Origin of the sequence: Streptomyces sp. NBC_00207 (genome assembly GCF_045160965.1) — a bacterium.
Taxonomy (GTDB): Bacteria; Actinomycetota; Actinomycetes; order Streptomycetales; family Streptomycetaceae; genus Streptomyces.
Map to the genome: position 1 here is coordinate 7,766,950 of NZ_CP130715.1, position 16,565 is coordinate 7,783,514.

General features: G+C 72.4%; 16 protein-coding genes. 9 read left to right on the forward strand and 7 right to left on the reverse strand.

The genetic code is table 11. The features are described from left to right. Positions 1 to 30: 30 nt before the first annotated feature. Both OG472_RS35935 and OG472_RS35940 read right to left on the reverse strand, forming a co-directional pair. Complete coding sequence (locus OG472_RS35935) at positions 31 to 486, reverse strand: GNAT family N-acetyltransferase (protein ID WP_405833078.1); 456 nt, start codon at positions 484 to 486, stop codon at positions 31 to 33. A gap of 235 nt (positions 487 to 721) precedes the next feature. After that, positions 722 to 1,141: a VOC family protein gene (locus OG472_RS35940; protein WP_405942463.1), complete on the reverse strand. Its 420-nt coding sequence runs from the start codon at positions 1,139 to 1,141 to the stop codon at positions 722 to 724. Between the two features lie 232 nt (positions 1,142 to 1,373). Here OG472_RS35940 and OG472_RS35945 point away from each other — a divergent pair, with 232 nt between their 5' ends. The 5 genes from OG472_RS35945 to OG472_RS35965 all read left to right on the forward strand — a co-directional run bounded on the left by OG472_RS35945 (position 1,374) and on the right by OG472_RS35965 (position 7,163). Then, on the forward strand, positions 1,374 to 3,437 hold the full coding sequence (locus OG472_RS35945; protein WP_405942464.1) for a SpoIIE family protein phosphatase: 2,064 nt from the start codon (positions 1,374 to 1,376) through the stop codon (positions 3,435 to 3,437). An 82-nt stretch (positions 3,438 to 3,519) separates the two neighbouring features. Further along, positions 3,520 to 4,764, forward strand: coding sequence for an erythromycin esterase family protein (locus OG472_RS35950; RefSeq protein WP_405942465.1), 1,245 nt, complete (start codon positions 3,520 to 3,522; stop codon positions 4,762 to 4,764). Positions 4,765 to 4,834: 70 nt separating this feature from the next. Further along, a complete protein-coding gene (locus tag OG472_RS35955; protein ID WP_405942466.1) occupies positions 4,835 to 5,197 on the forward strand; it encodes a gamma-glutamylcyclotransferase family protein in 363 nt (120 codons plus the stop codon). A 161-nt stretch (positions 5,198 to 5,358) separates the two neighbouring features. Next, positions 5,359 to 6,351 (forward strand): ATP-binding cassette domain-containing protein, encoded by a 993-nt coding sequence (locus tag OG472_RS35960; RefSeq protein WP_405942467.1) that lies wholly within the window; start codon positions 5,359 to 5,361, stop codon positions 6,349 to 6,351. Next, on the forward strand, positions 6,348 to 7,163 hold the full coding sequence (locus OG472_RS35965) for an ABC transporter permease (protein ID WP_401605449.1): 816 nt from the start codon (positions 6,348 to 6,350) through the stop codon (positions 7,161 to 7,163). Before OG472_RS35960 ends, OG472_RS35965 begins: the two co-directional genes overlap by 4 nt. A 9-nt stretch (positions 7,164 to 7,172) precedes the next feature. Here the strand turns inward: OG472_RS35965 and OG472_RS35970 are convergent, their stop codons facing one another. Then, positions 7,173 to 7,970 carry a VOC family protein gene (locus OG472_RS35970; RefSeq protein ID WP_401605451.1) on the reverse strand — a complete coding sequence of 266 codons (798 nt, stop codon included), beginning with the start codon at positions 7,968 to 7,970 and terminating at the stop codon, positions 7,173 to 7,175. Positions 7,971 to 7,985: 15 nt separating this feature from the next. Further along, on the reverse strand, positions 7,986 to 8,732 hold the full coding sequence (locus OG472_RS35975) for a hypothetical protein (protein WP_405942468.1): 747 nt from the start codon (positions 8,730 to 8,732) through the stop codon (positions 7,986 to 7,988). Between the two features lie 169 nt (positions 8,733 to 8,901). Between OG472_RS35975 and OG472_RS35980 the strand changes: the two genes are divergently transcribed. Both OG472_RS35980 and OG472_RS35985 read left to right on the forward strand, forming a co-directional pair. After that, complete coding sequence (locus OG472_RS35980; RefSeq protein WP_401605455.1) at positions 8,902 to 9,714, forward strand: crotonase/enoyl-CoA hydratase family protein; 813 nt, start codon at positions 8,902 to 8,904, stop codon at positions 9,712 to 9,714. A gap of 95 nt (positions 9,715 to 9,809) precedes the next feature. Beyond that, on the forward strand, positions 9,810 to 10,370 hold the full coding sequence (locus tag OG472_RS35985; RefSeq protein ID WP_383576717.1) for a 2'-5' RNA ligase family protein: 561 nt from the start codon (positions 9,810 to 9,812) through the stop codon (positions 10,368 to 10,370). Here OG472_RS35985 and OG472_RS35990 read toward each other — a convergent pair. Further along, positions 10,352 to 11,200, reverse strand: coding sequence for a DeoR/GlpR family DNA-binding transcription regulator (locus OG472_RS35990; protein WP_405942469.1), 849 nt, complete (start codon positions 11,198 to 11,200; stop codon positions 10,352 to 10,354). The genes OG472_RS35985 and OG472_RS35990 overlap by 19 nt on opposite strands. A gap of 98 nt (positions 11,201 to 11,298) precedes the next feature. On the opposite strand from OG472_RS35990, the gene galT reads away from it, so the two are divergent. Together galT and galK are read left to right on the forward strand one after the other, a co-directional pair. Next, on the forward strand, positions 11,299 to 12,348 hold the full coding sequence (galT, locus tag OG472_RS35995; protein ID WP_405942470.1) for a galactose-1-phosphate uridylyltransferase: 1,050 nt from the start codon (positions 11,299 to 11,301) through the stop codon (positions 12,346 to 12,348). After that, complete coding sequence (gene galK / locus OG472_RS36000; protein ID WP_405942471.1) at positions 12,345 to 13,541, forward strand: galactokinase; 1,197 nt, start codon at positions 12,345 to 12,347, stop codon at positions 13,539 to 13,541. The genes galT and galK overlap by 4 nt, the downstream gene beginning before the upstream one ends. A 52-nt stretch (positions 13,542 to 13,593) precedes the next feature. Here galK and OG472_RS36005 read toward each other — a convergent pair whose 3' ends face one another. Further along, positions 13,594 to 15,138, reverse strand: coding sequence for a glycoside hydrolase family 31 protein (locus tag OG472_RS36005; RefSeq protein WP_405833093.1), 1,545 nt, complete (start codon positions 15,136 to 15,138; stop codon positions 13,594 to 13,596). Between the two features lie 41 nt (positions 15,139 to 15,179). Next, positions 15,180 to 16,538, reverse strand: a complete 1,359-nt coding sequence (locus OG472_RS36010) for an ABC transporter substrate-binding protein (RefSeq protein WP_405942472.1) — start codon at positions 16,536 to 16,538, stop codon at positions 15,180 to 15,182. Between the last annotated feature and the right edge of the window lie 27 nt (positions 16,539 to 16,565).

Genomic DNA, 16,565 nt, shown 5'->3' on the forward strand with positions numbered 1-16,565 from the left:
GGGCCTCCCGGCCGGGGCCCCTCGGCAGGGTCAGCAGCCGGGCGCCATGTCGTAGGTGACCCACATGGTGCGGGTGGCCACCTGGTCGTACTTCGCCCGCGCGCGGTGGTTGTCGTCCGCGGTGATCCAGCGGACGACGCTCCAGCCGCGCTCGGCCGCGAGCTCGCGCAGGGCGTCGAGGAGCCGGTCGGCGGCGCCCGATCCACGGTGTTCGGGCGCCACGAACAGGTCGTCGAGGAAGCAGCCGACCGTCGCGGAGAGCGGCCGGGCGAACGGGCGGTAGTGGGCCAGACCGAGGAGGCGGCCGGAGGCGTCCTCGGCGACCAGTGCGCCGACCTCGTGACCGGGGTCGTTCACCCAGGACCACACGGTGGCGGCCGCTTCCTCGGTCTGCTCCACCCGGTAGAAATCGGCGTAGCCGCGGTAGAGGGCGCGCCACTGGGCGAAGTCCCCGGCCCGTACGGCACGCACGCTGATGTCGGACATGTGGCGGGCTCCCGTGATCGAAGGAATGCGGTGGGGGAGGAGCGCGCGCTCCTCCTTCGGTGCAGGGAATCGATCATGCGGGAGCCGGGCGGCGGAGGCAGGTGCCGGGGTGGAGCAACGCGGACCTCCGGAGCGCCACCGTGGAGGGGTGGCCCGGAGGGCCCGGGCTGCTAGGCCGCCCAGGCCGGACAGGGCCTGCGGGCCGGACGGGACCTGGCGGGCCGGCGGGGTCGGGTCAGCCGTGGGGCTGGACGATGTTGACCATCCAGGTGATGCCGAAGCGGTCCGTGCACATGCCGAAGACGTCGCCCCACATCTGCTTCTCCAGCGGGACCGCGACGGCGCCGTCGCCGGAGAGCTTGGCCCAGTAGCCGCGCAGTTCGTCGGCCTCGTCTCCGCTCACGCTGATCGTGATGTTGTTTCCGGGCGTGATCTCCGACCCCGGCGGGTTGTCGGCGCCCATGAGCGTGAAGCCGTTGTCGGTCTCGAGCATGCTGTGCATGATCATGTCGTCGGAGCCCCCGGCCTCCTTCCCGCTGCCGAAGTCGCCGTACGTGTTCACCGTCAGGGTGCCGCCGAAGACCCTCTTGTAGAACTCCATGGCCTGCCGGGCGTTGCCGCTGAAGCTGATGTACGGGTTGAGGCGAGAAGGCACAGGATTTCCCCTTCACGAGCATGCGGGAGTTTTGTGCCAGATTAGGCGAAGCCCCGCCGGTGGCGCGGCCCGACTCCCCGGCCCCCGCGACTGCTCTGCCGCAAGCGGATCGCCTCATATGTGCACATGGATCCCATTGTCGTTTGGTCGGGGTTCTCCTGGCTGCCGCCGCGCAATCACGGTGGCGTCCGCATAATGGGTGGAGGTATCGGCGGGCGGAAGGGGTCGTCTCGTGCCATCGGCTCGGCCGGGGGGCGAGGAGGCTCACGGCCCGTTCTGGTCCGAGCCGGGGACGCTGCTGGAGCACGTGCGCGTCGCCGTCTTCGGCATCGACGACCGCGGCCTCGTCTGCTACTGGGGGCCCGGCGCGGGTGAGCTCTTCGGGTACGACTCCGCCGCCATCCTGTCGAAGCCCGCAGCCCTCCTCTTCGCCGACGAGGTCCGGGGCGAGTCCGTCTCCGGTGCCGGGCTGGCGGACAAGGGCCGGACCCTCGGGTACTGGAGGGGCCAGCTGAAGGCGCGGCACCGTGACGGCACGGCCTTCGACTGCGGCTTCCGGGTCTTCCCCGTCACCGGAGCCGGCAGCAGTCCCGTGGTGATGGGCCTGGCGAGCCGCAGCGACGAACTCGACCGGGTCAAGACCAACCTCGCCTTCCTCGACGCCCTCTTCGAGACCTGCCCGATCGGTCTGGTCATGCTCGACCCGGACCTCCGGTACATCCACCTCAACCAGGTGCTCGCCGACATGGACGGCCTGCCCATCGAGGCACACCTGGGGCGCCGCATGGACGAGATCATGATCATGTCCGACGGCGGCGAGTACGAGAGCATGCTCCGCGCCGTCGCGAAGGGCGGAGAACCGGTCGTCGGGGCGCTGGTGGGCATGCGCCCGCAGGGGCATCCTGACCGCGACCAGGTGCGGTCGGTGAGCTTCTTCCCCCTGAGTGAGGCGGTCGGCTCGCGCCCCGGAGTGGGCGGGCTGATGGTGGACGTGACGGACCGCGAACAGGCCATTCTCGAAGCCACCGCCAGCCGCAGGCGGCTCGCCCTGCTGGACGGGGCCTCCACGCGCATCGGGACCACCCTCGACGTGAACCAGACGGCCCAGGAGCTGGTCGACGCGTCGATGCCGGACTTCTGCGACGGCGCCGTCGTCGAGGTCGTGGAGTGGATGGACGAGTCGGAGGACTTCGACCCGGCCCGGCCGCTGTTCACCCGCAGGATCGCCTCCGGGACGATCCTCCCCGGACCGGCGATCGAGCTCGTCAGCGGAGTGGACAAGGTCCGGTACCCGCCCGGCTCCGTCATGCACGACATGCTGAGCACCGGTCGGGCCGTCTCCGCCGTGGTGGACGAGGACTTCCTGGCCCGGACCGTTTCCATCGAGTCACGCGCCCGCCTCTTCACCGAGAGCGGGGTGGCCGGCGTCCTCGTCGCCCCGCTCATCGCCCGGGGCACCGTACAGGGCATCGCCATGTTCGGCCGGTCCGCGGGCCGGCCGGCCTTCACCCAGGACGACGTCAACCTCGCCGGTGAGCTCGCCTCCCGCGCCGCGATCTGCCTCGACAACGCCCGTCTGTACTCCCGGGTCCAGGACATCGCCCTCACCCTGCAGCGGGCGCTGCTGCCCACCGCCCTGGCGAGCAGCCCGTACGTGGACGTCGCCCACCGGTACGTGCCCGGCAGCCGGATCACCGAGGTCGGCGGCGACTGGTACGACGTGATCAACCTGTCCGACGGCCGGATCGCGCTCGTGGTGGGCGACGTGATGGGGCACGGGGTGTCGGCGGCCGCCGCCATGGGCCGTCTCCGCATCACCGCCCAGGCCCTGTCGCGGCACGACAGCGAGCCCGAGGACCTGCTCACCGAGCTCGACGAGTGCGCACAGGAGTCGGGCATCGAGCTCGCGACGTGCCTCTACATCGTCTACGACCCGCAGAGCGGACGCGCCCGCATCGCCAGCGCCGGCCACCCCCCGCCCCTGGTGCTCCGCCCGGACGGGACGGTGGAGACCGTCGGCGAGGTCCTGGGAGTCCCGCTCGGCGTCGGCGGCTGCCCCTTCGGGGCGACGGAGGCCGAACTGCCCGAGAACGCGACCCTCGTGCTCTACACCGACGGCCTCATCGAAGCGCGCGGCCGGGACATCGAGGCCGGCCTGGACGTGCTGCGCGCCGAACTGGTGCGGGGGCAGGGCTCGTTGGAGGAGCTGGCGGATCACATCCTCGCGAGCCTCCTGTCCGCCCCGCCGACCGATGACACGGTCCTCGTCCTCGCCCGGGTCCACCGCACACCGTGAACGCGGACTACGATCACGTGACGGCAGGAGCGGCCCCGGCCGAGGCGGGAGCCGCCGCACACCACGGCCGAGGAGACTGCTCTTGTCCGACGAGATCACGCGCTGGTTATCCGCGAACGCGCTGCCCCTCAGCACTCTTTCCGCCGGCGAACCGTCCGAGGACCTTCAGCCCTTGCACGAGGTCCTGAAGGGTGTCCGCGTCGTCGGCCTCGGTGAATCCACGCACGGCACAAGGGAGTTCTTCCAGCTCAAACACCGGCTGCTGGAATTCCTGGTCCGCGAGATGGGGTTCAGGGCGCTGGCGATGGAGGCCAGCGAATCGGCCGCCCTGGCCGTGGACGCCTATGTGGGGGGCGCCCCGGGCGACGCCGCGCGACTGGTCTCCCGACTGGACTTCTGGACGTGGCGGACCCAGGAGATCGTCGCGATGGTCGAGTGGATGCGGGAACACAACCGCACGGTCCCGGCGGCCGAGCGGGTGCGCTTCGTCGGCATCGACCCGCAGCGCTGCGCGGACTCGGCCGACGCGGTCGGCGCCTTCCTGGAGAAGGCCGCGCCGGCGACCGCCGAGTCCGTACGGGAGAGCCTGGGCGTGCTCGCCGCCTCCCGGCCCGGGTCGCTTCCGGACCCGGGGCGACGCCTCTACGAGGAGGCCCGCGAGCTGGCCGGATTCCTGGAGGAGCACCGCGCGAGCCTCGCCGCCCGCACGAGTCCCGAGGCGGCCGATGACGCGGTCCGGCACGCGGGCATCCTCGTCCGCTGCGCCGATCTGATCACCCGGCCCCTGCAGGCGGGCCCCGGCGAGGAGAGCCTGTACGCCGTCAGGGACCGCCACATGGCCGAGGCGGTCCACGCACTGGTGGACGGTACGGCCGACCGGGTCGCCGTATGGGCGCACAACGGGCACATCGCGAAGGGCACTTACGGTCAGGACGTACCCGCACTCGGGAGCGTGCTGCGCCGCTACCACGGCGATGCCTACTACGCGCTGGGCCTGCTCTTCGGGAAGGGCCGGTTCCGGGCCCGCCGGAGCGGCGACACCACCGGCCCGGCGCTCCGGCACCGGATCGGCGGCGCAGGCCGCTCGGTCGAATCCCGGCTCGCCGCCGCCGTACCCGGCGACTACCTGGTCGACCTGCGGGGCGGGGCGGCCGAAGCGGCACCCGCCGTGCAGCAGTGGCTGCGCGGCCCCGGCCTCCAGCGCAGCTTCGGCGCCAGCGTCCCCCGGTTCACCTACCGCTTCCACGTCGCACCCCTCGTACCCGCCGAGGACTACGACGGGCTCGCCTTCGTGGCGAAGTCGACGTGCTCCCGCCCCCTGGCGTGATCTCACCCGTGACCGACGGACGACCGCGCAACCACCCGTCCCCGTACCGCTGCTCCCGGAGGTTCCCCGCATGACCGGCCCGGCTCGCCACCAGTTGTTCTCCTACGGCACGCTGCAGTTCCGCGAGGTCCAGCTCGCACGGTTCGGCAGGCTGCTGGAAGGGACGCCCGACGCACTGCCCGGACACCGGATGACCTACATCGCGATCACCGACCCGGATGTGATCGAGGCCAGCGGAACCGACCGCCATCCCCTGGTGGTCGCCTCGTCCGATGCGAACGAGGCCGTCGAGGGCACGGTCTTCTCGATCACCGACGAAGAGCTGGCATCAGCGGACGACTACGAGGTCGACGACTACGCCAGGACCCGGGTCGTCCTGCGCTCGGGCACGAAGGCGTGGGCCTACCTGGAGGCACCGGCCACGTCCGGCTGAGCCGGCCGTACCGCGCGACGCGCCGGCGGTGACGGCCGGTACGCCTGCGGGTACACGCCGGCAGCGAGAGGGGGGTGGGGGCGCTCGGCCGGACAGTGTCAGTGGTGTGCGTCACAGTTGAGGGAAGTGGCAGCACGTACCCCGCGTCCGAGGTGATCTCCATGAGGTACGCGATCCGGGCCGAAGGCCTGGCGAAGCGGTTCAAGCAGACCCGGGCACTGGCCGGTGTGGACCTTCAGGTGCCGGCCGGTACCGTCCTCGGCCTGCTCGGTCCCAACGGAGCGGGCAAGACGACCGCCGTCCGCATCTTCGCCACCCTCCTGCAGCCGGACGGCGGGCGGGCCGAAGTCGGAGGGTACGACGTCGTGCGGCAGGCGGGCCTGGTCCGCTCGATGATCGGGCTGACGGGCCAGTACGCCGCCGTGGACGAGAACCTGACCGGCACGGAGAACCTGCTGATGATCGGGCGGCTGCTCGGCCTCCCGCGCGGCCCGGCCCGGGCCCGGTCGGCCGAACTGCTCGACCGCTTCCAGCTGGGCGACGCGGCGGGACGGGCCGTCAAGACCTACTCGGGTGGCATGCGACGGCGCCTCGACCTCGCGGCCAGCCTGGTGGGGCGGCCGCAGATCCTCTTCCTGGACGAACCGACCACCGGACTCGATCCGCACAGCCGCGGTGAGGTCTGGGACATGCTGCGCACCCTCGTCGCGGAGGGGATGACGGTCCTGCTGACCACGCAGTACCTGGACGAGGCGGACCGGCTGGCCGACAGCATCGTCGTGATCGACAAGGGCAGGGTGATCGCCGACGGCACCCCCGACGGGCTGAAGGCGCAGGTCGGCGGGCAAGTGCTGCAGCTACGGCCGGCCCGTGCCGCCGATCTCGGCACGGCGCACACCCTGCTCACCGAGGAAGCCGGGCCCCAGGCCAAGATCGAGGGCGACGAGATCACCGTGCCCGTCAAGGACCCGGAGCTCATGCCGAGCGTGGTGCGCCGGCTGGACCAGGCGGGCATCGCGGTGGCCGAGCTGACCCTGCGGCGCTCGTCCCTCGACGAGGTGTTCATGGTCCTGACCGGCCACCGGGCCGAGCCGGAGCCCCAGGAGGGCGGGGGCGACGACGAGCAGTACGCGACCGCGGGGAGCCTGTCATGACCACCGCCTCCGCCTCCCCGGCCGACACCTTCGGCGGCAGCGGCCGGGTGCGTCCCCTGGCGGCCCTGCGGCAGACCGCGACCCTGGCGTGGCGGAGCCTGGTCTCCGTCAAGCACAACCCGCTCGAACTCGTCGACTACAGCATTTCGCCGATCATGTTCGTGTTCCTCTTCACGTACGTCTTCGGCGGACAGATGGCCGGATCCCCGCAGGAATACCTCCAGTACGCGCTCGCCGGGATCATCGTCCAGAACACGCTCTTCATGAGCATGTACACCGCCATGGCGTTGAACACCGACCTCACCAAGGGCGTCTTCGACCGCCTGCGCAGCCTGCCCATCGCCCGCGGGGCGCCGCTGTACGGGCGGATAACGGCCGACCTGGCCAAACAGCTCTGGGCGATGCTCCTGATGATCGGCCTCGGCACGCTGCTGGGCTTCGAGGTCACCGGCGGCGCCGCCGGCCTCTTCGCCGGGCTCCTCCTGCTGCTGATCTTCGCCGCCGCCGTCTCGTGGACGGCGGTCCTGATCGGGATGCTGGCCGGCGACGCGGAGAAGGTACAGGTCTTCGCCTTCACGCTGATCTTTCCGATCACCTTCACGAGCAGCGCGTTCGTGCAGGTCGACACGATGCCCGGCTGGCTCCAGGCATGGGTGAACGTCAACCCCGTCACCTACCTGTCGGACGCCTTCCGCGGCCTGCTGCTCGGCACCCCGGCTAGCCGGTCAATCATGTGGTCCCTGATCTGGGCTGCGGGCATCGCCGTGGTCTTCATGCCCCTGGCCCTGCGCGCGTACCGTTCCAGGGCCTGAGGCCGGGGTTCAGCTCCGGGCCGGGGCCAGCACCACGAAGTCCGCGTTCGACGGGTCGAGGCAGACGGCGAGCCGGCCGACGCCCTCGGCGTCCTCCGGCCCCATCTGCACGCTGCCACCGTTCGCGGTGACCTCGGCGACCGTGGCGTCGCAGTCGGTGACGGCGAAGACCGGGTGCCAGTACGGCCGCCCGTTCGTCAGGGCGAGGTGCTCCTGCGGCAGCTCCATGAGGCCGCCGTGCATGCGCTCCTCGGGTAGTCCGGCCGGGGTGATGAGGGAGTACGCGCCCCCGCCGCCCGGCAGGGGCATGTCGCTGAACGTCCAGCCGAACAGACCACCGTAGAAGTCCTTGGCGGCCGAGGCGTCACTCGTGTACAGCTCCGTCCAGGACAGCGAGCCCGGCTCGTCCACCAGCTGGACCCCGGAGTCCTTGCCCGGCTGCCAGACGGCGAACTGGCCGCCCAGCGGGTCGTCGTACTGCGCCATCCGCCCCCACTCGTCGAGGTCCCTCGGCGGCACCCGCACCGTCCCGCCGGCGCGCTCGACGGCCCGGGTCGTGGCGTCCGCGTCGGCGACGCTGTAGTAGATCATCCAGGCCGGGCGCGCCCCCTCCTCGGTCAGCTTGCCGAGCCCCGCGACGATCTTGCCGTCCTTCCGGAACATCCCGCCTTCCATCTCCTCGCTCTCGCCCATGGACTCGTAGTCCCACCCGAGCACGGCGCCGTAGAAGGCCGCGGCGGCGGGGACGTCGGGGGCGCCGAGGTCGATCCAGCAGGGGGAGCCGGGGACGAAGTCCGTGGTGATCATGCGAGATCCCTTTCGCTACTGCAGCTCGGACAGGTCGACCGAGTCGGCGGGGGCGGGCGGCTTGGCCTGGACGGGCTCGTCGAAGGCGGAGAAGGAGGCCTCCACCCGCTCGCCGGACTTGTCGGTGCCCTGGATCCGCAGGAGGTACGGCTCGTCCTCGGTGGAGACCTGGTAATTGCCCGTCCGGTCGGGCTGCCGGCTGGTGACCGTGATGGCCGGCCGGCCGTCGACGGTGGTGCGCGCGCCCTTTTCGAGCTGCTCGTTCACCGGTTTCCTGGTGAACTCCTTCTTGTAGAAGTCGAGATCGCAGAATTCGGCGAAGTCGCTCAGGAGCGGGCTGCTCGTGGTGCCGTGCAGATAGCGGCCGTTGATGAGCGCGATCGCGTCGTCGGCCTTGCCACCCGGCACCTGGGCCCGCAGAAGCTCGTCGTCGAGCTTCATCCACACGTCGTCACCGCGTTTGACGACGTCGGCCGTGCCGGAATCGCCGGGCGGGGTGACCGTGCCGGCGCAGTTGCCCTGCGCGTCGAACCGGAGGTCCAGAGCGGTGGTGCCCGACGGGTCGGTCACCTTGGCCGCCATGCGCATCGACGTGAGCTCGGACATCGCCTTGCGGGCGGCAGCCACGATGGCGGGGGCGCTCTTGTCGGCGATGCCGTTGTCATCGGCGACGGCGGCGCCCGTGCCCGGGCCCGCGAACATGAGGAGACAGACGGTTCCCACGGCCGCACATCGGGCCGTGGCTGCCCGGGGTGCAGACATCGGGCATCACCTCCCTCTGGCAGCGTAGGTCCGTGCGGCGGAGGGCGCAGTCCGGGCGAGGTCCAGGCGCGGTCCGGGGCGGTCCCGGCGGCCGACGGCCCCCTCGTGCCGCCCGTGCGATTGCTGCAGAGTGGGCGTTCGCACACCACTCGACCCAGGGAGTTCCGCTGTGGCCACGACCTCCGAGACACCGGGGACGACGCCCGCCGGCCCGTCCGCCGTGCGGACCGAAAGCGACGGCCCGGTGCGTACGGTGATCCTCAGCCGCCCCGGGGTCCGCAACGCGGTCGACGGTCCGACGGCGGCCCTGCTCGCCGATGCCTTCCGCGCGTTCGAGGAGGACGAGGAGGCGTCCGTCGCCGTGCTGTGGGGCGAGGGCGGTACGTTCTGCGCGGGCGCGGACCTCAAGGCCGTCGGCACCGACCGCGGCAACCAGGTGCTGGCCGAGGGGGACGGGCCGATGGGCCCCACGCGGCTGAGCCTGACCAAGCCGGTGATCGCCGCGGTCAGCGGCCACGCGGTCGCGGGCGGACTCGAACTGGCCCTGTGGTGCGACCTGAGGGTGGCCGAGGAGGACGCGACCTTCGGCGTGTTCTGCCGCCGCTGGGGCGTGCCCCTGATCGACGGCGGTACGGTGCGGCTGCCCCGCCTGATCGGGGAGAGCCGCGCGATGGACCTGATCCTCACCGGCCGCCCCGTGACCGCCGCCGAGGCGTACGGGATCGGCCTCGTCAACCGCCTCGTTCCGCCCGGGGAAGCCCGCCGGGCGGCCGAGCGGCTCGCCCACGAGATCGCCGGGTTCCCGCAGTTGTGCCTGCGGCACGACCGGCTGTCCGTACGGGAACAGCACGGTCTGGACGAGCGGGAGGCGCTGGCGGCCGAATACCGCCACGGCCTCGTGCCGCTCACCGCGGGGGAGACCCAGGCCGGCGCCGACCGGTTCGCGGGCGGCGCCGGCCGCCACGGCTCCTTCACCGGCTGACGGGCACGGTCCCGACGGGCGTCCGGGGGCATCATGGCCGTGTGAACGGGTTCCCGACCACCGGTGGCGGAGCCGGTGTCCCAGGATTCCTAGAGGTGGCCCCCACACCCAGGACGGCCGTCGTGTGGCTTCCTCCGGCCGGACTGTGGCCTCCCATCCAGAGCATCCGGGCGGAGCACGACCCCCAGATCCGCCGCTGGCCCCCGCACGTGAACCTGATCTTCGGCTTCGTCCCGGAGGCCGACTTCACCGCGGCGGCCCCACTGCTGGCCGCAGCCGCCACCGGGATCCAGCCCTTCTCCGTCCGCCTCAGCGGAGTGCGCACCTTCCGGCACCGCGCCTACGCCACCGTGTGGCTGGACCCCGCCGCTGCGGGCCCTGCCCCCTGGACGGCGCTCCAACGGGCCCTGGTGGAGCCCTTCCCCCTGTGCCGCGGCAGATTCCCGTCCTTCACGCCGCACCTGTCACTGGGGCGCACCCACGACCCGCGGCACCTGGCCGCGGAGTGCGCCGCACGCCTGGGAAGCATGCCGGCGGAGGTCGGCGAGATCGTTCTGCTCGCCCGCAGGGGCGAGGAGCCGATGCGGCCGCGGGCCACGATCCTCCTCGGCACGGGCGGACTCCGCTGGCGCGGCGATCAGGGCTGCTCGCCGTGATCCCTGCCGTGCTGCCCGCCGTGTTCCTCGCCCGCGACGAGGAGTTCACCCACCGCCTCCGCGAGGACGGCGCGGGCCGGCGCGGGCATGCCCGCGTCGGTCACGAACCAGTCGGCCCGGTCCAGCGCGGCGAAGCCGCTCAGCCCGACCACCCCCCACTTGCTGTGGTCGGCCACGACGGCGATCCGCCGTGCCGAGGCGACCAGGGCCCGGTTGGTCTGGGCCTCCGTGAGGTTGGGGGTGGTCAGCCCCGCCTCCTCCGTCACCCCGTGGGCGCCGAGGACGAGCAGGTCCACGTGGAGCGAGCCGATCACCAGGTCGGCGAGGGGGCCCACCAGTGCGGCCGAGGGGGTGGGGGAGCCGCCGGTGAGCAGCAGGGTGGGGGCCGCGCCCGCGCCGTCGCGGTCGGCCGCCCGTACCAGATCGGCCACCGGGAGGGAGTTGGTGACGATCGTGAGCCGGGGGACGCCGAGCAGCCGGGTGGCGACCGCGTACGCGGTGGTGCCGCCCGAGAGCGCGACCACGCTGCCCGGTTCCACCAGGCCCGCGGCCGTGTCCGCGATGGCGGCCTTGGCGGCCGCCTCCAGATCGGACTTGGCGTCGAATCCGGGCTCGTGCGCGCTGGCCCCGGCGGTGGCGACGGCCCCGCCGTGGACCTTCTCCACGGCGCCGCGCCGGGCCAGGGCGTCCAGGTCCCGGCGGATCGTCATGTCCGAGACGCCGAGCTGTCCGACCAGGTCCGCCACCCGTACCGTGCCGTCGCGCCGGACCGCGTCGAGGATGAAGGCGCGGCGCTGATGGGCCAGCTGTGCAGCCTGCTGCTCGGCCACGAGGTCACTCCCGGATAGCGGGGACATCCGATCAGAAAGCAACAAGATAGCACGCATCATGATGTTGATTTGTTTTGGAATCTGTTTAGTCTTGGTGGGTGAAGAAGACCCTCGCGAAACTCGCGGACGGCCGCGAACTGATCTACTTCGACAACGACGAGAGCGCCGTACGCGAGGCGCCCGACCTGCGCCCGCTGGACCGCGTGCGCAGTCACCCGGAACTGCGCCGGGACGAGGCGACCGGCGACTGGATCACGATCGCCTCCCACCGGCAGGGCCGGACCTACCACCCGCCCGCCGGCGAGTGCCCGCTCTGTCCCTCCCGGGACGGCCGGCTCGGCGAGATCCCCGCCGCCGACTACGAAGTGGCCGTCTTCGAGAACCGCTTCCCCTCCCTCGCGGGCGAAGCCGGCCGCTGCGAGGTCGTGTGCTTCACCCCCGAGCACGATTCCGGTTTCGCCGACCTCACCCCGGTCGCCGCCCGCCTGGTCCTGGACGCGTGGACCGACCGCACCGCGGAGCTCTCCGCCCTCCCGGGCGTCGAGCAGGTGTACTGCTTCGAGAACCGGGGGGTCGAGATCGGGGTGACCCTCTCCCACCCGCACGGGCAGATCTACGCCTTCCCCTTCGTCACGCCGCGCACCGCCAAGATGGCCGCCGCCGCTGCCGCCCACCGCGCCGCCACCGGACGCAACCTCTTCGAGGACCTGCTGTCCCGGGCCCGCGCCGCCACCGAGCGGGTGGTGACCGCCGGGGAGCACTGGACCGCCTTCGTGCCGTACGCCGCCCGCTGGCCGTACGAGGTGCACCTCTACCCGCACCGCCGCGTCCCCGACCTGACCTGCCTCACCGAGGCCGAACGGGCCGAGTTCCCCGGCATCTACCTGGACCTGCTGCGCCGCTTCGACCGGCTGTTCGCCGTACCGGGGCGGCCGCAGGCGCCGCCTCCCACGCCGTACGTCTCCGCCTGGCACCAGGCACCGCGCACCCGGGGTGCGGAACTGGCCCTGCACCTGGAGCTGTTCACCATCCGCCGGTCTCCCGACAAGCTCAAGTTCCTCGCCGGGACGGAATCCGGCACGGAGGCCTTCATCAACGACGTGGCCCCCGAGGCGGCCGCGCGGCGACTCCGGGAGGCCCTGGCGTGAACGCGACCGCGCAGTGCGACGACAGCCGGGCCGAGCGGCTCGCGGACACCTTCGGGCGGCTCTTCGGGGGCTCCCCGGACGGGGTGTGGGCGGCGCCGGGCCGGGTCAACCTGATCGGCGAACACACCGACTACAACGACGGCTTCGCCCTCCCGATGGCCCTCCCGCAGACCACCCTGCTCGCCGCCCGCGCCCGCACCGACGGACGGCTTCGGCTGCACAGCGCGCAGGGCGACGGCCGGACCGCCGACCTGGCCGTGTCCGGGCTCGCCCCCGGCTCGGCCAGGGGCTGGACCGGCTACCCGGCCGGCGTGGTCTGGGCGTTCGCCGAGGCGGGGCACCCGGTCGGGGGCGCGGACCTCCACTTCGACAGCACGGTGCCCACCGGCGCCGGCCTCTCCTCCTCCGCAGCGCTGGAATGCGCGGTGGCGGTGGCGTACGACGAGCTGTACGGCCTCGGCCTGCCCGGGCCCGAACTGGCCCGGATCGCCCAGCGCGCGGAGAACGGCTTCGCCGGAGTCCCGTGCGGGATCATGGACCAGATGGCTTCCGTCTGCTGCACCGCCGACGCAGCCCTCCACCTCGACGCCCGCACTCCGGAGGCCCACCGGCAGGTGCCCTTCGACCTGCGGGGCCGGGGGCTGCGACTGCTGGTGATCGACACCCGCGTCACGCACGACCTCGGGGACGGGGCGTACGCCGCCCTGCGCGCGGGCTGCGAACGCGCGGCCGCGCTGCTCGGCCTGCCCGCCCTGCGCGACCTGCCCACCGGGGAACTCCCGCGGGTCCTGGACGACCTGCCGGCGGAACTCGCCCCGCTGGTGCGGCACGTGGTGACCGAGAACGCCCGGGTCACCGAGGCCGTCGCCCGGTTGCGGGAGGGGAACGCCGCGGCGCTCGGCCCGATCCTCACCGAGGGCCACGCCTCGCTCCGCGACGACTACCGCGTCTCCTGCCCCGAGACCGACCTCGCCGTGAGCGCCGCGCTGGGCGCCGGGGCGCTCGGCGCCCGGATGACCGGAGGCGGCTTCGGAGGATCCGTCATCGCCCTGGTGGAGGACGGGCGGGAGGACGCGGTGGGCGAGTCGGTCACCGCCGCCTTCGCAGCCGCCGGCCACCGCCCCCCGCGCCTCCTGGAGGCCACCCCTGCCGCGGGCGCACGCAGGCTCGCGCCGGCCCTCGGGACGCGGTAGCGGGGGGCGGGGCGTCCGGCGCGGGACGCGGGGGTTCCGTGCCGGACGCCCCTCACCCCTGCGGCACGTCCGTCCTGCGCAGGTACGGCAGCCGGGCCAGGGGCGCGTCCATCCAGACCGTGGCCGGGCCCTCGTACGACCGGCCGTCGTCGGCCAGCCACGTGCCCGGCGGGATCACGACCTCCCGCCCGGCCGCGCCCCGGGTCACCACCGGAGCCACCAGCAGGCTGTCGCCCAGCACGAACTGGTCGGTGACCTCTGCGTACCCCCGGTGCGGGAAGGCCCATTCGAGGGGGCGCTGGACCGGTTCGCCCGTGGCCGCGGCGTGCGCGGCGAGGGCGAGCAGCTCCGGGGCGAGCTCGGTGTGGAGCCGGGCGGCCGCGCGGACGATCGCGAGGCCGTCGGCGGAGAGCACGCGCCACGGCGCCGTGGAGAACTGCATCATGGGGAACAGCGCGGCGATCTGGGCGTAGCGGACGAACAGTTCCTCGTCGAAACCCTCGCCGTCCTCACCCGGGACGAAGCGGAACTCGCCGCCGCCGATCATGTCGGGACACGTGAACGCATGGCCGGTCAGGGCCTGGGCCAGGGCGTTCGGGATCAGGCTCGCCAGCCCGAAGCGCCCCTCCCACAGGTGGTACTTGTCCTGCTGGCGTTGTGCGAGCGGCAGACCCGCCGCGCGCCACGCGTCACGGAACTCGTTGAGCGGCCAGTCGGCACCGAAGCGGTTCCACGCGTGCGTATAGGCCTCCGGGTCCGCGCACCCGAGCGCGCGCCACCAGGGCGCGTCGCCGCCGTCGAACTTGAACCCGTCGACGCCGATGTCGTCCCGCAGGGCTTCCAGGCGGCCGGTGAGCCATGCCCGTGCCCGCGGATCGAGCAGGTCGAGGCCGGCGCTCCAGCCGTTCCACCACCACCCGACCGCGGCCCGCCCGTCCGCGCCGGCCCCGAAGTCGCGGATCAGCAGGCCCCGGTCGCCCAGCTGCCGCGCGGTGGGGGAGTCCGGGGTCACGTACGGCACGAGCCACAGCATCACCTTGAAGCCGAGCCGGTGGAGCTCGGCGACCATGCCCGCCGGATCGGGGAAACGGCCGGGGTGGAAGGTCCAGTCCCCGTAGTCGTTGCTCCACCGGTCGTCGATCATCAGCACGCCGGGCGGGAACCCCTCCGCGAGCAGGCGCTCCGCGTAGGCCAGCACCTTCTCCTGGGTCGGCTCGAAGACCGTCTCGATCCACAGGTTGTACTGCGGTGCGGCGAAGAGGAGCGGGTCCGGCATCGTGCCGGACGGCGGGTAGTGGCGGGTGATCGCGTGGCGGTACGCCCCGCGCAGGTCGCCGTGCCCCTCGCCGTACTCGACGACCGCGTCCGGCTCGTGCGCCCGCACGCTCAGCCGGCCGTCGGAGAGGGTGAAGCCGAAGGTGCGCTCGCTGTGCACCCAGCGGCCGCGGTCGGAGAGCAGCAGCGGCATGCCCTGGTTGGCCAGCACGTCACGCAGGTCGAAGGCGTAGCCGTCGGGGTACGGCATGTGCCGCCCTTCGGCGACCGCCCCTCCCCACCAGTGTTCCCCGTCGAGGAGGGGGAGTTCGAGTGTCGTCATACCTGTGGGGTTCCTCCGGTGAAAAGGGGCGGTGCCGCGCACTACTTGACGGTGAAGCCCTGTTCCTTGCCGTACGCCTTCACCCGGTCCTGCCAGGCGGCCAGCGCGCCGGGCAGGTTTCCACCCGGCTGCAGGCCCTGGCCGACCGAGTCCTTGAAGACGCTGTTCGCATAGACCTGGAACGGCAGGTACTGCCAGCCGGGACGCACGGCCTTCGACATGTCGGCGAAGACCTCGTTCGGCTTGCCGCCGGGGAAGAACGGCACCCCGGCGCCGCGGAAGCCGGGATCGTCGAGCAGCACCTTGGTCGCGGGGAACAGTCCGACCTGGGAGTTGAGCGACCTGACGGCCTCCGGGTCGGTGCCCAGCCACTGGGCGAAGGCCACGGAGGCCTCCTTGTTCCGCGCCTGGGTGGTGACCGCGACCGACGAGCCGCCGTTCTCCGCGCTGACGCCGCCCGGCATGGGAGCGACCGACCACTGGCCGCTGCTCTGCGGGATGTTCTGCTCCAGGACCGCCGGCGCCCAGGCGCCGGCCAGCCAGGTCGCGTACCGTCCGGAGGCCATCGACTTCCACCACTCGTCGTTCCAGCTCGCGGTGGAGTCGACCAGTTTGTCCTCGATCAGCGGGCCCCAGGTGTCGGCGTAGGCCTTGGCCCCGGCGTCGTTCTTGAGATCGACGGTGACGCCGGTGGCGCCGGCGGTGCCGTCGACGGTGTACGGCTTGCCGCCGGCCTGCCAGATCAGGCTGTTGGACGTGCCCGCGTCGCCGGGGTCGACGTACGTGATCCGGACGTTCGGATCGGCGTCGTGGATCTTCCTGGCGAGTGCGCCGTACTCCTCCCACGTGCTCGGCGGGGCGGCACCGAACCTGTCGAGGATGTCCTTGCGGTAGAACATGGCCATCGGCCCGGTGTCCTGCGGTATGCCGTAGACCCCGTCGGCGAGGCTGACCTGGGACCAGGCCGAGTCGGCGAACTTGTCCTTCAGCCCGGCGGAACCGTAGCCGGCGAGGTCGACCAGGGACTTGGTCATCGCGAACTGGGGGAGTGCGAAGTACTCGATCTGCACGACGTCGGGCGCGCCCGTGCCCGCCTTGAGGACGGTGGTCAGCTTCGTGTACTCGTCTTTGGACCGGCCCGCGTTGACCAGGTTGACCTTGATCTTCGGGTACTTCTTCTCGAACAGGGCGACCGTCTTGTCGATGTTCGGGACCCAGGTCCAGAAGGTGATCTCGGCGGGCTTGTCCAGGGCGGCCCGCACGGCCGCGGGGTCGCCCTTGCCGCCGCCGTCGGAGGTGCCCGGGCCACCGCCGCACGCCGTGAGGGAGAGGGAGAGGGCCGCGAGGGTTGCCGCGCCGAGGGCGCGGGTGAGGGCCGACGGCCGCAGGGATCTGCTCATGTCGAAACCTTTCGTGCTGGACGTGGA